At 71.6% G+C, this 15,510-nt stretch carries 11 protein-coding genes and 1 pseudogene; 9 read left to right on the top strand and 3 right to left on the bottom strand.

Going from position 1 to position 15,510, the window contains the following annotated elements; genetic code table 11:
* Positions 1-93 precede the first annotated feature (93 nt).
* Positions 94-1,974: pseudogene (locus ACWDZ7_RS39245) on the bottom strand (phosphoenolpyruvate carboxykinase (GTP)); the annotation flags it as partial.
* A gap of 279 nt (positions 1,975-2,253) precedes the next feature.
* Between ACWDZ7_RS39245 and trhA the strand changes: the two are divergent.
* From trhA to ACWDZ7_RS39225, 4 genes are all read left to right on the top strand, one after another.
* Positions 2,254-2,970: a PAQR family membrane homeostasis protein TrhA gene (gene trhA, locus ACWDZ7_RS39240; RefSeq protein WP_451803542.1), complete on the top strand. Its 717-nt coding sequence runs from the start codon at positions 2,254-2,256 to the stop codon at positions 2,968-2,970.
* Between the two features lie 109 nt (positions 2,971-3,079).
* Entirely contained in the window at positions 3,080-4,642 is a 1,563-nt protein-coding gene (locus ACWDZ7_RS39235) for an MFS transporter (protein WP_451803541.1), read from the top strand.
* 5 nt (positions 4,643-4,647) lie between these two features.
* Entirely contained in the window at positions 4,648-5,280 is a 633-nt protein-coding gene (locus ACWDZ7_RS39230; protein ID WP_451803540.1) for a TetR/AcrR family transcriptional regulator, read from the top strand.
* Positions 5,281-5,322: 42 nt separating this feature from the next.
* Complete coding sequence (locus tag ACWDZ7_RS39225) at positions 5,323-6,057, top strand: Mut7-C RNAse domain-containing protein (RefSeq protein WP_451803539.1); 735 nt, start codon at positions 5,323-5,325, stop codon at positions 6,055-6,057.
* A gap of 105 nt (positions 6,058-6,162) precedes the next feature.
* Here the strand turns inward: ACWDZ7_RS39225 and ACWDZ7_RS39220 are convergent, their stop codons facing one another.
* Together ACWDZ7_RS39220 and ACWDZ7_RS39215 are read right to left on the bottom strand one after the other, a co-directional pair.
* A complete protein-coding gene (locus ACWDZ7_RS39220; protein ID WP_451803538.1) occupies positions 6,163-6,885 on the bottom strand; it encodes a dienelactone hydrolase family protein in 723 nt (240 codons plus the stop codon).
* 87 nt (positions 6,886-6,972) lie between these two features.
* Positions 6,973-8,991 carry a thioredoxin domain-containing protein gene (locus ACWDZ7_RS39215; RefSeq protein WP_451803537.1) on the bottom strand — a complete coding sequence of 673 codons (2,019 nt, stop codon included), beginning with the start codon at positions 8,989-8,991 and terminating at the stop codon, positions 6,973-6,975.
* Between the two features lie 236 nt (positions 8,992-9,227).
* Between ACWDZ7_RS39215 and ACWDZ7_RS39210 the strand changes: the two genes are divergently transcribed.
* The 5 genes from ACWDZ7_RS39210 (at position 9,228) to ACWDZ7_RS39190 (ending at position 15,499) form a co-directional block, all read left to right on the top strand.
* The gene (locus ACWDZ7_RS39210; RefSeq protein WP_451803536.1) at positions 9,228-9,623 is read left to right on the top strand and encodes a hypothetical protein; all 396 of its coding nucleotides are present in this window, start codon (positions 9,228-9,230) and stop codon (positions 9,621-9,623) included.
* 64 nt (positions 9,624-9,687) lie between these two features.
* On the top strand, positions 9,688-11,931 hold the full coding sequence (locus ACWDZ7_RS39205) for a hypothetical protein (RefSeq protein ID WP_451803535.1): 2,244 nt from the start codon (positions 9,688-9,690) through the stop codon (positions 11,929-11,931).
* A 36-nt stretch (positions 11,932-11,967) separates the two neighbouring features.
* Positions 11,968-13,197, top strand: coding sequence for a hypothetical protein (locus tag ACWDZ7_RS39200; protein WP_451803534.1), 1,230 nt, complete (start codon positions 11,968-11,970; stop codon positions 13,195-13,197).
* Entirely contained in the window at positions 13,194-14,360 is a 1,167-nt protein-coding gene (locus ACWDZ7_RS39195) for a serine/threonine protein phosphatase (protein ID WP_451803533.1), read from the top strand. The genes ACWDZ7_RS39200 and ACWDZ7_RS39195 overlap by 4 nt, the downstream gene beginning before the upstream one ends.
* The gene (locus tag ACWDZ7_RS39190) at positions 14,357-15,499 is read left to right on the top strand and encodes a protein kinase domain-containing protein (protein ID WP_451803532.1); all 1,143 of its coding nucleotides are present in this window, start codon (positions 14,357-14,359) and stop codon (positions 15,497-15,499) included. Before ACWDZ7_RS39195 ends, ACWDZ7_RS39190 begins: the two co-directional genes overlap by 4 nt.
* The last annotated feature ends 11 nt before the right edge of the window (positions 15,500-15,510 follow it).

The following is a 15,510-nucleotide window of genomic DNA, read 5'->3' as shown; positions in this document are numbered from 1 at the left end:
TGGGGGCGCTCATCCCCTGAGCGTCCTCCAGCTCGAAGCGGACGCGCAGGACCACGAAGCGCTCGGGCTCGCCCTTGAAACGGCTGTGGCGGTGCCGAGGCGCCGCACCAGCGCGCGGTACTCGTCCCACAGCTCCTTGGGCGTGTGGTCGCCGAAGGTGTTGAGGTGCTCGGGGACCAGCGAGGCCTCCTCGCGCCAGACCTCCTTGTCGACCGTGAGCAGGAACTTCAGGTCGGCCTCGGCCAGGCCGAGGCCCTCGGTGTCGAGCGAGTCGACGGTCGGCAGGATGCCGATGGGGGTCTCGACGCCCTCGGCCCTGCCGTCGAGGCGCTCCACGATCCACTTCAGGACGCGGGAGTTCTCCCCGAACCCGGGCCATACGAAGCGGCCCTCGTCGTCCTTCCGGAACCAGTTGACGTAGTAGATCTTCGGCAGCTTCGACTGGTCGGGCTTGTCCGCGCCGACCTTGACCCAGTGGGCCATGTAGTCGCCCATGTTGTAGCCGCAGAACGGCAGCATGGCGAACGGGTCGCGGCGCAGTTCACCGACCTTGCCCTCGGCGGCGGCGGTCTTCTCGGAGGCCACGTTCGCGCCGAGGAAGACGCCGTGCTGCCAGTTGAAGGACTCCGTCACGAGCGGCACCGCGCTGGCGCGGCGGCCGCCGAAGAGGATCGCCGAGATCGGCACGCCCTTGGGGTCCTCCCACTCGGGCGCGATGATCGGGCACTGGGAGGCCGGGGTGGTGAAGCGGGCGTTGGGGTGCGCGGCCGGACGGTACCCACTTGCCTCGCGGGCCGACTCGGGGGTCCAGTCGTTGCCCTTCCAGTCGGTGAGGTGCGCCGGAGTCTCCTCCGTCATGCCCTCCCACCAGACGTCGCCGTCGTCCGTCAGCGCGACGTTCGTGAAGACGGAGTTGCCCCACAGCGTCTTCATGGCGTTGGCGTTGGTGTGCTCGCCGGTGCCGGGCGCGACGCCGAAGAAGCCGGCCTCGGGGTTGATCGCGTAGAGGCGGCCGTCCTCACCGAAGCGCATCCAGGCGATGTCGTCGCCGATCGTCTCGACGGTCCAGCCGGAGATGGTGGGCTCCAGCATGGCGAGGTTCGTCTTGCCGCAGGCGCTCGGGAAAGCGGCGGCGACGTACTTCGACTCTCCGTGCGGAGGCGTGAGCTTCAGGATCAGCATGTGCTCGGCGAGCCAGCCCTCGTCGCGCGCCATGACGGAGGCGATGCGCAGGGCGTAGCACTTCTTGCCGAGCAGGGCGTTGCCGCCGTAGCCGGAGCCGTAGGACCAGATCTCGCGGTCCTCGGGGAAGTGCGAGATGTACTTCGTGGAGTTGCAGGGCCACGGGACGTCCTGCTCGCCCTCGGCCAGCGGGGCGCCGAGCGTGTGGACGGCCTTCACGAAGAAGCCGTCCTCGCCCAGCTCGTCCAGGACCGCCTGACCCATCCGGGTCATGGTGCGCATGGAGACGGCGACATACGCCGAGTCGGTGATCTCGACGCCGATCGCGGACAGCGGCGAGCCGACCGGGCCCATGCAGAAGGGCACGACGTACATCGTGCGGCCCTTCATCGAGCCGCGGAAGACGCCGCCCTCGCCGTCGGCGCCCCGGAAGATCTCCCGCATCTCGGCGGGGGCCTTCCAGTGGTTGGTCGGGCCCGCGTCCTCCTCCTTCTCGGAGCAGATGAAGGTGCGGTCCTCGACGCGCGCGACATCGGTCGGGTCGGAGGCCGCGTAGTACGAGTTGGGGCGCTTGATCGGGTCGAGCTTCTTGAAGGTGCCCTTGGCGACGAGCTGGTCGCACAGGCGCTCGTACTCGGCTTCGGAGCCGTCACACCAGACCACACTGTCCGGCTGCGTCAGTTCGGCGATCTCGTCGACCCAGGAGACGAGCTCCTTGTGGCCGGTCGGGACGGTGGTGGTCGAGACGGTGTTGGTCGGGACGGTGCTGGGAGCCGCGATGTCGCGCGCCACGATTGCTCCTAATCGAGGGGGTTTTTGAGGATGTATGCCCCGTGGGGGCTGCGACCCGGACGCTTCACGTGTAGATCCTCTGGCGCTCATCCGGTGCCGACCGCACTCATTTGATCATCCGACGTGGCCGCCCATCTGTCCAGAGGGCTTCACACGTGAGCGGCGTGAGCATCGCCACTTGTACACCTTCGGGGTGCGAGGGCGGGGTTCCACCCGATTTGATGACCGGTTCACATCTGGTTGATGCCCGACCTACGGGCCCGTAGGTACGATCGGACCATGACCGCCTCCGTCTCCGAAGCGATCCCGGAACCCGAGGACGCCCCCTCCCTCGTCCCGCCCCCGCAGTCGATGCCACTGCCCGCGAAGCCGAAGATGCGCGGCTGGCTGCACGCCGGCATGTTCCCCGCGGTGGTCGTGGCCGGGCTGGTGCTGACCGCGCTCGCGGACTCCACCCGCGGCCGGATCGCCTGCGGCGTCTTCGCCCTGACCGCCTGCCTGCTCTTCGGCGTGAGCGCGCTCTACCACCGCGGCGACTGGAGCCCCCGGGCGGACGGCGTCCTGCGCAGACTCGACCACTCCAACATCTTCCTGATCATCGCGGGCACCTACACCCCGCTGACGATGCTGCTGCTCCCCGACTCCAAGGGGCGGTGGCTGCTCTGGGGCATCTGGGGCGCGGCCGTCGCGGGCATCGCCTTCCGCGTCTTCTGGGTCGGCGCCCCGCGCTGGCTCTACACGCCGTGCTACATCGCGATGGGCTGGGCCGCCGTCTTCTTCCTGCCCGACTTCATGCGCACGGGCGGCATCGCCGTACTGGTCCTGGTCGTCGTCGGCGGGCTGCTCTACAGCGTGGGCGGCGTGATCTACGGCATCAAGCGCCCCAACCCCTCCCCCCGCTTCTTCGGCTTCCACGAGGTCTTCCACTCGCTGACCCTCGCGGCCTTCGCCGTGCACTACGTCGGCATCTCGCTGGTGGCGTACCAGCACGGCTGATCTTTCCCCTCCCTCCTTGCTCCACTTCGGTGGCCGCGGCTTCTCAGCCGCGGCCACCTTTTTGCGTCCGTATTGACAGTGGGTACCTTTTGAGAGCTACTCTCAATTCATGGCCACTGTCATCAGCTCGCCTGCCGCCGCGCGGCAGGACCCCCGCCGCTGGTGGGCGCTGGGCGCCCTCGTCGCGAGCATGCTCGTGCTCGGTTTCGACCTGACGATCCTCAATGTCGCGCTGCCGACCATGGCCGATCAGCTCGGCGCCAGTACCGGACAGCAGCAGTGGATGGCCGACGCGTACGTCGTCGTCTTCGCCGCGCTGATGCTCCCCGCCGGGCTCCTCGGCGACCGGTTCGGGCGGCGCAAGGTCCTGATGGTGGGGCTCGGCGTCTTCCTGGCCGGCTCGCTCATCGGCACCCTCGCCGACGACGTCTCCCTCGTCGTGGTGGCCCGCGCGGTCATGGGAATGGGCGGCGCCCTCGTCATGCCGCTCGCCCTCGCCGTGCTGCCCGCGCTCTTCGAACCGGGCGAGCGGACCAAGGCCGTCGGCATCGTCTCGGCCGCCTCCGCGCTCGGCGCGCCGCTCGGGCCGATCGTCGGCGGCTGGCTGCTCGACCACTTCTGGTGGGGCTCGATCTTCCTGATCAACGTCCCGATGGTCGCGATCGGCCTCGTCGCCTGCCTCTTCCTGCTGCCCGAGACGAGCGACCCGTCCTCGCCCAAGGTCGACGCGGTCTCCACCGCCCTGACCGCCGCCGGTCTCGGCGCGCTGATATACGCCGTCATAGAAGCCCCCGGCCGCGGCTGGGGCCACCCCCTCGTGCTCGGCATGTTCGCGGGCGCCGCCGCCCTGCTGGCCGCGCTCGTCCTGCGCGAGCGCCGGATGACGCGCCCCATGCTCGACATGACGCTGCTGCGCAACCGCGGCTTCTCCCTGAACACCATGGCGGCCACACTGGTCATGTTCGTCCTGTCCGGCCTGCTGTTCGTCCTGCCGCAGTACCTCCAGGCCGTCCTCGGCAACGACGCCTTCGGCACCGGCGTGCGGATGCTGCCGATGATGGGCGGCCTGCTCGTCGCCGCGAAGGGCGCGGAGCCCGTCGTACGGCGCTTCGGGTCGCGCGCGGTGATCAGCGGCGGCCTCGTGGTGCTCGCCTTCGCCGCGATCCTCGGCAGCCGTACGGAGGTCGACAGCCCTTACGGCTTCACCGCCCTGTGGCTGTCGGTGGCCGGACTCGGCTTCGGCTTCGCGGTCGTGCCCGCCATGGACTCGGCGCTCGGCGCGCTGCCCGTGGAGCGCGCGGGCTCCGGCTCGGGGCTGATGATGACCGTACGACAGGTCGGCAGCGCGCTCGGGATCGCGCTGCTCGGCTCGCTCCTCGCCTCGGCCTACGCGCGCAAGCTGGACACCGGCGGGCTGCCGGGGCCCGCGGCCGACGCCGCCGGGGACTCGGTGGTCGCCGCCCACGCTGTCGCCGACCGGCTGGGCAGCGCGCGCCTGGCCGCGTCCGCCGACGCCGCGTACGTTCACGGCATGGGCCTCGTGCTGCTGGTCAGCGGCGTCGCCGCCCTGGTGACGGCGCTGCTCGTCGCCGCGCTGCTCCCCAAGTCCGGCGACGGGCCGGGGCTGCCGCCGCGGGACGTGGGCAAGGCGCCGGTGGATGCCCGACAATGAACGCCATGACGGCCGCATCCACTCCCCTCCCCGCGTCCGCCCCCCGCCTTGGGCTGCGCGAGCGGAAGAAGCTCAAGACCCGCGTGGCGATCCGTGAGGCGACGTACCGGCTGATCCGGGAGCAGGGGTACGAGGCGACGACGGTCGAGCAGATCGCCGAGGCGGCGGAGGTCTCCCCCTCCACGGTCTTCCGCTACTTCCCCACCAAGGAGGACATCGTCCTCACCGACGAGTTCGACCCGCTCCTGGAGAGCGAACTGCGGCAGCGGCCCGCCGGCGAACCGTTCGTGGAGTCGCTGCGGCACGTGCTGCGCGGGGCCGTGGGCCTCGGCTTCGCGGAGGAGCCGGAGGTCTCCAGGCTCCGGACGAAGCTGATGATCGAGGTGCCCGCCGTGCGGTCACGGATGCTGGAGAGCATGTCGGTCACCGGCGGCATCCTGTGCCGCGTCATCGCCGAGCGCACCGGCCGCGACCCCGGCGAGCTGGAGGTGCGGGCGTTCTCCATGGGCCTGATCGGCGCGCTCACCGAGACCGCGGCGTACTGGGCCGAGCACGACCACCGGGACGACCTGGCCACCCTCGTGGACCGCACGCTGGACATGCTGGTGAGCGGGTTCGCCGGGGCGGCCGAGGCGTGAAACCCCCGGTGGCCGCCGCCCGCGCCGTGCCATCCTGACCGTATGAACGGTCCGGAGATCCTCGTCAGCTTCGCCCCCGAGCTGGGCACCTTCGTCCCGCAGGAGCGAAGGGGCGGCCCCACCACGGTGGTTACGGACGGCGCGTCCACGCTCGGGCACGTGGTCGAGTCCCTCGGCGTCCCGCTGACGGAGGTCGGCGCGCTCGTCGTGGACGGCCGCGAGGTCGCCGCCGGGCACGTCCCGGCGGCGGGCGAGACCGTCGCGGTCCGCGCGGTGACGCGCCCCCAGCCCGTGCCGGGCGCCCCGCTCCGTTTCCTCCTGGACGTCCATCTCGGCACGCTGGCCCGGCGGTTGCGGCTGCTCGGCGTCGACGCGGCGTACGAGAGCACGGACATCGGCGACCCCGCCCTCGCCACGCGCTCGGCGGCCGAGCGGCGCGTCCTGCTGAGCCGCGACCGGGGCCTGCTGCGGCGGCGCGAGCTGTGGGCGGGCGCGTACGTCTACAGCGACCGCCCAGAGGAACAACTCCGCGACGTCCTCGGCCGTTTCACCCCGCCGCTGCGCCCCTGGACGCGCTGCACGGCCTGCAACGGCGAGCTGCGGACGGCCACGAAGGAGGAGGTGGCGGATGTCCTCGAGGGCGGCACCCGGGGCACGTACGAGGTCTTCGCCCAGTGCGGGACCTGCTCCCGCGTGTACTGGCGGGGCGCCCATCACGACCGTCTTGAGGCGATTGTGGCGGGGGCGGTGGGGGAGTTCGGCGGGGCGGTGCGCTGACGCGGGGCGATGCGCTGGCACACGGCGGTGCGCTGGCGCCGGGGGTTGCGCTGGCGCGGGGCAGTGCTTGCGCTGGCGTGGGCGCCGGTTTCGCCGGACGGGCTTTCAATCCCCGGGCAAGCACTCCGCGAGCAGGTCGACGATGTCGTGCCAGGCTCGCTGCGCGTGTCGTGGGTGATGGCCGACGCCGGGGACCACGGCCTGGTCCACCGGCGGGTGGTGGAAGGCGTGCAGGGCGCCGCCGTAGACCACGAGGCGCCAGTCGACGCCCGCCGCCTGCATCTCGGCGGCGAACGCGTCCCGTTGCGCGGGCGGCATGATCGGGTCCTCCGATCCGACCCCGGCCCACACCGGGCAGCGTATGCGCGCCGCCTCGCCCGGCCGGCCCGTGGTCAGCGCGTTGACCGTGCCGATCGCGCGCAGGTCGACGCCGTCGCGCCCGAGTTCCAGCACGATCGCGCCCCCGGTGCCGTAGCCGACGGCGGCGATCCGGTCGGGGTCGGTCCGCGGTTCGGCGCGCAGCACGTCGAGCGCGGCGTGGCCGATGCCCCGCATCCGGCCGGGGTCGGCGAGCAGAGGCGTCGTGTGCGCCAGCATCTCCCCGGGGTCGGTGAACCAGCGCCCGCCGTTGATGTCGAAGGCCAGCGCCACGTACCCCAGCTCGGCGAGGGCGTCGGCCCGGCGCCGCTGGAAGTCGTTCAGCCCCGGCCCCTCGGGCCCGACCAGAACCGCGGGCCTGCGGCCGGCACCGGCCGGGAGCGCGAGGTGCCCGATCATCGTGAGGCCGTCGGCCGGGTACTCGACCGTGCGCGTGGTAACTGTCGTCATGAGACCGGACGGTAGTGATCACCCGGCCCGTCCGGGCCGGTGTTCACCGCCGGCGGAACAGCGCGGGTGCGCCGGAAGCGCGGCGGTTCAGGACAGCTTCGACGCGAGCGCGGCCGGCTCCGTCGTAGGCGCGTCGCAGACGAAGCCGCGGCACACGTACGCCGCGGGGAAGCCCCCGATCAGCCCCCTCCCCGCGAGCAGCGGAAGCTCGTCGGACCCCTCGGGCCCCGCGGCCACCACCGCGCCCGGCGCCGTGCCGAGCAGCGCCGTCCGATGCAGCTCCCCCAGCACCTCCCCCACCACAGCCACCTCAAGAGGCCCGGAGACCGCCGCCTCGGCGACGGCGAGCCCGTGCCCGATGAACCGCGGCACGCGAGGCCCGAGCGCCTTGACGATGCCGAGCGCCCGCTCCGCCGCGGTCCGGTGCGGCGAGGCCCCCGTGTGCGCCGCGTACGACAGCAGCGCCCCCGCGGCTGCCGTCCACCCGGAGGGCGCCGCGTTGTCCGTGGGGTCCTGAGGCCGCCGGATGAGCCGCTCCGCGTCCACCGCCGTGTCGTACAGCGCCCCGCTCTCCGCGTCCACGAACTGCGCGAGGACGTGGTCGAGCAGGAACCCCGCGAACTCCAGCCACACCCCCTCCCCCGTCACGGAGGCCAGCGCGAGGAAGCCCTCGGCGACATCGGCGTAGTCCTCGAGGACGCCCGCGTTGTCGCCTGCCTGCCCGTCCTTCGAGGTGCGGGCGAGCCGTGCGCGGGCGTCCATGTGGAGACGTACGAGAAGATCGCCCGCCCCCACGGCCGCCGCGACGAGGTCCGGCCGGTCGAAGTACGCGCCGACCTCGGCGAGCGCGGCGATCGCGAGGCCGTTCCAGGCGGCGACGACCTTGTCGTCACGGCCGGGCGCGGGCCGCTCGGCGCGCGCGGCGAGGAGCCTCTCCCGCACCGCTGCGATCCGCGAGGCATCGGCCAAGGAGCCTTCTGGCACCGGCAGTTGAAGAACGGACGCACCCTCCTCGAACGTGCCCTCCTCCGTCACACCGAAGCAGGCCATCGCCAGCTCCGCGTCGGCCTGCCCCAGCACCTCCCTCAACTGCTGGGGGGTCCAGACGTAATACGCGCCCTCGACATGCGCGCCCGTCGCCGGGTCCTCGCTGTCCGCGTCGAGCGCCGAGGCGAAACCGCCCTCGTCCGTGCGCAGTTCGCGGACCATGAAGTCCGCGGTCTCCAGGGCGACACGCCTGGCGAGGTCCGAGCCCGTGGCCCGCCACAGATGGGCGTACGCGCGGCACAGCAGAGCGTTGTCGTACAGCATCTTCTCGAAGTGCGGCACGACCCACTCGCGGTCGACGGAGTAGCGCGCGAAGCCGCCGCCGAGCTGGTCGTAGATGCCGCCGCGCGCCATCCGCTCGCAGGTGTCGGCGGCCATCTGGAGCGCGCCCTCGGAGCCGGTGCGGGCGTAGTGCCGCAGCAGGAACTCCACCGTCATCGACGGCGGGAACTTCGGCGCGCCGCCGAAGCCGCCGTGCGCCGCGTCGTAGTCGCGGGTCAGGCCGAGCAGCGCCTGCGCCAGCTCGTCCTCGCCGGGCTTCTCGCCTGCGCCCTGGGTGAGCTGCCGCTCCCCCAGCTCGCGCACGATCTTCCCGGCGACCTCGGCGACCTCGCCGCGCCGGTCCGTCCACGCCCGGTGGACGCCGTCGAGGACCTGCGGGAACGACGGCATGCCGTGCCGCGGCTCCGGCGGGAAGTACGTACCGAAGTAGAAGGGCTCGGCGTCGGCGGTGAGGAAGACGGTCATGGGCCAGCCGCCCTGGCCCGTCGCGGCCTGCACGGCCTCCATGTAGACGGCGTCGACGTCGGGCCGCTCCTCGCGGTCGACCTTGATGTTCACGAACTTCTCGTTCATGAGCGCGGCCGTCGCCTCGTCCTCGAAGGACTCGTGCGCCATGACGTGGCACCAGTGGCACGCGGAGTAGCCGACGGACAGCAGGACGGGTACATCACGCCGTCGCGCTTCCTCGAAAGCCTCCGGCGTCCAAGGCCACCAGTCGACCGGATTGTCAGCGTGCTGAAGCAGATAAGGCGAGGTCACACCAGCCAACCGGTTCATGCGATCCAGCCTCTCACGCCGCCGCCTCCGTGACGGCCCGGCCTGCGCACCTCTGCCCCGCTTGGCCGATTCGCGCTCATGGCACATCGGAAGGAACAGCGAAGCCCACACGGGCAGGTTTTGGCCAACCTGCACCAGGGATTGGGAAAAGCTCGCCAAGGGTCCACCCACATGTCCTACCTTGGCGGGCCGGGCCGCATATGCCATCGGTCCGTGGGTGATATCGGGGGAATGAGATGGATCCGGTGACGGCTGTTGCGGCCGCGGGTGTCGCGCTCGTGGTCAAGGGGGCGTTGGAGAGCGCCGGCCAGGAGGCCGGCCGTTCGGGATGGAACGGCGGCGCTCGACTGATCGAGCGGATCCGCGCACGGTTCCGCGGCGACTCCGCGGCCGAAACCGCGCTCGTCGAGGTCACCCGGGCGCCCGACGACGAGAGCGCCCAGCAGACCCTGGAGCGGGTGCTTGCCGCCCACATGCTGCTCGACCGCGGCTTCGAGAACGAGATGCGCCGCATGGTGGATGAGGCCGTAACGGCCCAAGGCAGGGGCGCACAGGTCAACGCGGCATTGATCAAGAATTCCCAGGTGTTCAACGAGAAGGTCGAGATCAAGGGCGACTGGAACATCTCGTAGACGTCCGAAAGCCGCCTGCACACTCCGCTCCGCGTTACCGCCAAGCCCGGAAGACCGACATCCATTGAGCGAGGAAGCAACACCAGAGCCCCGGCCGCCGGTCGGCGCCTCCGCGTACGACAGCGCGCGGAAGGACACCGCACCCTCCACCGAAGAGTCCCCGAAAGACGCGACGCTCCCCTTCGACGAGGAGCGGGACGGGCCCATCAGTGAGTCGGACGCGCTGCGTTCGCTCACCTCGGACGCCGGGCACGACGCCGCGGAGCGGTCCGAAGCGCGGCGGGCGTCCGCCATCGCCGAGCTCATCGCGGCACGCTTGAACGCCGACGCCTCGGGGACCCGTATCGGCACGCTGGCGCTCTTCAACGACACCGTCAGTTTCGGCGGCGGATTCCACACCGGGGGTGCACGCGGCGCGGGGACAGCCCGCCATGCGGGCGCGGCGGTGCCCCTCGGCAGCGCCGAGCTCGACGAGTACACCGAGCTGTTCGTCCAGCCCGAGGGGTATGACACAGCCCTCGACGACCTGTGCAAGCAGGCCCTCCTCGTACTGACCGGGCCGCCCGGCAGCGGGCGTACAGCCACCGCCGTCAACCTGCTGTCCGAGGCCGCCGCCCTCAGCGGTGCCGAGGAAGGCGGCTGCCACCGCCTGCTCGACCCGTCAGCTCTGATCGAGCCCGGGTGGGAACCGCCCGCGGCGAACTGCGGGTACCTCGCGGAGACCGATGAAGGGCCCCCGGGCGCCCGTGAGTTCGGGATACGCCAGTTGGCGTCCGTCGCCGCCGTACTCCGTGCGGCCGGCTGCCGGCTCGTCCTCACCGGTGGCCACGACCTCGCGCTCGCCGCCACCAGCACCAGTGGCGACGAGACATTCGCCCGCCACGAACTCGCGCCGCCCGACCCGCTGGCGATCCTGGAGCGTCGGGTGCTCGGCCACGCGCCGGAGGCCGACGCGCGGGCTCGGCTGTACGCGCTCCTCGACGCCGACGACGCCGTCAGCGCGCTGCGGGAACAGCCCGCCGCCCGGCACGCCGCACGCCTCGCGTCGGTGATCACCGCGGAGGGCGATCTGGCCGCGGCGGTCGCGGTCCTGCGCGATCCGAGCGACCAGGTCCGTTCCTGGTTCCAGCAGCACCGGACGCCCGAAGCCGTCGCGTTCGCGCTCGCCGCGGCCGTACTCGAGGAGAGCAGTTACCTCACCGTCGCCGAGGCCGCCGTGAAGCTGCACGCCGCCCTGACCCCGCCCGCACCGGCCCCGCCCGACCTTCGGTTCACCGACCGTCTGGGCCATGAGCAGCCGTGGATCCAGCTGGACTCCACCGGCTCGGGGCCACTGGGTGCGGGCGGTCCGCCACGGGTCCGGTTCCGGGGGGAGTTGCTCGGCCGGGCCGTCCTGGTCCACGGGTGGGGCACGCTGGACGGTCGCCGCGACGCCTTCCTCGAATGGCTACGCCGGCTGCTCGGCCACCGCGACCTGGAGGTGCGGGCCCGTGCCTCCGTCGCCGCCGGGGTCCTCGCATGGGCGGACCACCACTACGCGGTGCACCGGTTCCTCACCGGTTGGGCGGGCAGCACGTCGTGGCCCCAGCGGCAGGCCGCGGCGACCGCGCTCGGAGTGGCCGGCAGCCGCCCCGAATCGTCCAAGGCTGTCTGGGAACTGCTGGACGCATGGGCTCGGGGCGGCAGTTCCGCGTACCAGCGGCGCCTCGCGGGCACCGCCGCGAACGCGGTGGGCGGGATCCTCGGGCGCGCCGCCCCCGACCGTGCCGTCGGCGTACTGCGCGGCGCGCTCGACCGCGGAGACGACTGGGGCACGCTGCCGTCAGTGGCCTGGGGCGGAGTCCACCTCGTCCATCAAGGACAGGCGGCCGCGCTCCTGGAGGGCTACCTGGACTGGTCCGCTCCCGGGGACATGTCCCCCATGGTCGTCAAGACGCTGTCGGCCTTCGTCTTCGCGGTCTCCCAGCCGTACGAGCGTCCATCGACGGGGACGGAGGCGTCGGGAGTCGAAGGTGTGCCCCTGCTGCTCAGCTCCCTGCCCGAACACGGTGAGCAGGTGGCGGAGCTGTGGGCGCGCGCGCTGGCCAGGCGCCCGGTGCAGGACTCCGCGCTGCCGGCTCTGCGGGAGTGGATCGACACCTACGCGTCCCGTTGTCCCGGGAGCCTCGACCGTGTTGCGGAGCTGCTCGCCGACGTGGCCGGCAGACCCGGCAAGCACCGCGAACGGCTGCTGTGGTGGCTCGACAAGTGGGCGGCCGACCCCGATCGCCCCTCGGCGAACGCGGCGTGGTTGCGCCACCGGATCTGATCTGTGGATGTGAGCGAGCGAGGTGGCGGACAGACCATGCAGGAACAGACATACGATCCCGTCCTGGAGGTCGCGGAACTGCCGAAGTGGCGGCTGACGAGTCCGCTGCGTCCGCCGGACCCCGGCCGCGCCCTGGTCCTGGTCCGCGACAGCGGCCCCTCGCTGACGATCCACAGCGGGGAGGAGATCCCGTCCGCACGGTACGGCAGTTATCGCTCGGTGTTCACGGTGGACCTGGGGGAGCACCGACTCGTCCTGGACATCCCGCTGCTCAGCCATGACCCCACGTTCTCTTTCCGCAGCCGCGTAGACCTGGTCTGCAAGGTGGCGGACCCGGCGAAGGTCGTCGCCCGCGGCATCCGTGACATGAGCGGCGCCATGTACGGATATCTGCGAAGGACGCTGCGGGAGGTGGCACGGGGCTACGACATCGCCGAGTTCCACGAGGCGGAGCAGGCTCTCAACACCGCGCTCACCTCGTTCACCGGCGACGATGCTGTCCGGCTGCGGAACGTCCACGTCGAGCTGCTGGTCGATGAGGACGAGATCGCCGCCAGTGGGCGCGATTTCAGAGATGTGGTGCGGGAGACCAGGCTCTCGCGCATGCGGCGCACCCGTCACGTCGAGATGATTCGCGAGGAGGGAGTCGACGGCCTCATCGCCGAGATCATGGAGCAGGAGGGCCCGCGCGCCGCGCTCGCCTGGATCGAAAAGGGCGAGGCCGAGAAGCGTGAGGTCAAGCGCGAGGTCATGCGGATGATCCTGGAGCGCGGCGACAGCGACCGGGAGCCGTTCGAGCAGACCGAGCTGGAGCGGGCCGTCCTGGATGTGGTGCTGCGGGACGGGGATGGCCTGTTCGAGACGGCGACACGACGCGGACGGCTGCGTGGTTCGCTGTCCCAGGCCCTCGAACCGGCAGCGGCTGAACCCGTCGAGGAGGACCCCGAGGCCTCGCCCGTCAGGGGCGAAGTGCTGCGCGAGGGCACCAAGGCGCGCGGCGCGGGCCGGATCTCTGGAGACCGTGCGGCCGACGGTCGGCGAGGGTCCGCTACCGACGACGCCCCGGTCCGGCGGGGCACCGACCGGGAGGCGCACCGTCGGCGTCCCGCCGCCTCCGACGCGCCTCCCGAGGACGAACCGCTGCCGGCCACGGGCGCCGCACCGCCCGCGTGTCCCGCCCCGCCCGTGGTGCCGAAGCCGAGAGTGAGCCGAGTGCGCGGCACCGCCAAACGCCGGCCCGACGATCCCGGCAGGGAGCCGCGATGACTCGTCCGCGCAAAGACAGCGCCGATCCGACCCCTCGGTTCGGGCCGTCATGGGCCGGTACCGGGGCGGCGACACTCACGCCAGGAACCGCCGCGGTCGGCGAACCGGCGGCGCCCCGGACCACGCCGCCCCGGCTCGCCTGGGGCGAGGAGCACAAGGCGCTCCAGGCACTGTCCGTGTGGACCGAGCGGGTACCAGGCCGCGGGGAGGACGCGGAGCCTTTCGTCACCCACCACTGGGAGTCGGCGCAGGGCCTGATCGCCGTCTTCGACGGCTTGGGCGGCGCGGGCGCGGCCCCGGCGTGGCAGGCATCCGACGGCACGTCCCGCACCAGTGCCTGGGTGGGCGCGCGCACGGCGCGACTCGCCACCGAGTGCTGGTTCCATGACGTGACCCGGGACCGCCAATACGCCGACCCGCAATCGCTGCGCGAGTACCTGGCGTACTTCCTCGCCAAGGCGCCGCAGCGGCGCAGCAAGATCGGCGGCACCATGCGCCGCCAGCTGCCCACCACTCTCGCGGGCGTGTACTACCGGATCGGCGGCGGAGGGGCGGAGATCGAGCTGCGGCCGCTGTGGGCGGGGGACTCACGGGCGTACGCACTGCTGCCGGAGAGCGGGCTCCACGTCCTCACCCGTGACCACACCCTGGAGAGCGATGCGCTGGAACTGCTGCGCAGCGACCCGCCGATGACCAATCTCGTCTGTGCCGACCGGGACTTCGAAATCGATTTCCAGCACCTGGTCCTACCGCTGCCGTGCGTTCTCGTCGCGGCCACGGACGGGTTCTTCGGCTACGTCCACACGCCCGCCGACTTCGAGAACCTCCTGCTGCGCACGCTGCGGCAAGCCGGCGGAGCAGCCGAGTGGGCCCATCTGCTCCGCCGCGAGGTGGAGTCGTTCACAGCCGACGACGCCTCGCTCGCGCTGCTGGCCGTCGGCTACCAGGACTTCGCTGACCTGCGGTCCCGCTTCGTTCCCCGGCTGCCGCGGTTGGCCGCCCTGTACGCCCGCGAGCCGAGCGCCCTCGCCGCGCCGCCGGACCCCGCAGCGGACCCGCACGAGACCGCGGCCCAGATCAAGGCATGGCAGGAGCAGTCGTGGCAGGTGTACCGCCCCGGCTACGAGTCGTACCTGCCGCCCGCGCCCGAGGAGCTGGTATGAAACAAGGAGACGTGATCGCGGGATACCGCATCACCACCGCGCCCACCAACGCCAATGGCGGGAAATGTATTTGGGCCTTCGCCGAGAGGTCCGGTTCCTCGTACTTCCTCAAGCAGTTCCTCGAGCCCAAGCGGCCCAAGGACGACGCCCGTGACTCGCCGAGTCTGCGGATCAGGCGGCAGCTCGCGCTGGAGTTCGAGGAGCGGCACCGTGCGATCATGAAGCGGCTGCGGCCCGACGCCCCCGGCGGCGGCAATCTGGTCCTCGCCACGGACTTCTTCCACGAGGGCAGCACGTACTACAAGGTCACCGAGCGCATTGACACCTCCAGCCTGGAGGAGCCGCAGGCGCTGCAGCCGCGCCAGAAGATGGTCCTGCTCAAGACGCTCGGGTCCAGCCTGAAGCAGCTGCACGACATCGACGTGGTGCATGGCGACCTGAAGCCGCTCAACGTGCTGGTGCAGAAGCGGGACGACGCTGCGTTCCACACGGCAAAGCTGATCGACTTCGACGATTCGTACGTCGCGGGAAATCCGCCGGCGCCCGAGGACATCTCCGGTGACTCCCTGTACGGATCGCCGGAGTGGCGCGGCTATCTGCAGCAGGACGACTCCGTCGGTCCCAATCAGCTGACGTGCGCCGTGGACGTGTTCGCTCTGGGCCTGATGACCCACCTCTACTTGACGGGGGAACTGCCGCGCTACGACGCGCGGTTCGGCTCTCCGGCGGACGCGGTCAACGCGGGAGAGCGGCTGCGCCTTGATCCGCGCCTGTCGGACGAGATCCAGGGTCTGCTGCGGGCGATGACCCAGGCGGATCCCAAGCAGCGTCCGCGCATGGCGACCTATCTCAAAGCCCTGTCCGATCCGAAGGTGTGCGCACTGCAGCACCGTCGACCCGGCTCTGCGGCACCGAAGAGCCCGGTTCCGGAGGAAAGTTCGGCACCGCGACCGCGCACGAGCCGGGTCCGCGCCAACCTCAAGCCGCGCACGGGCGACCCCGCCCACTCGTCGGCCGAGCCCGCGTCCGCTTTCCGCGAGCCGGACACGGCGCCGGTTGCGGACACCCCGCCCGTTCCCCGGTCCTCTCGCGTCCGCATCAATCTGGGCGACCGCGGCCGGGACCGCGACACACTGTGAACCAGGAGCCG

It is taken from the genome of Streptomyces sp. NPDC003032, assembly GCF_053591415.1.
This window is presented reverse-complemented; position numbering and strand designations above follow the sequence as displayed.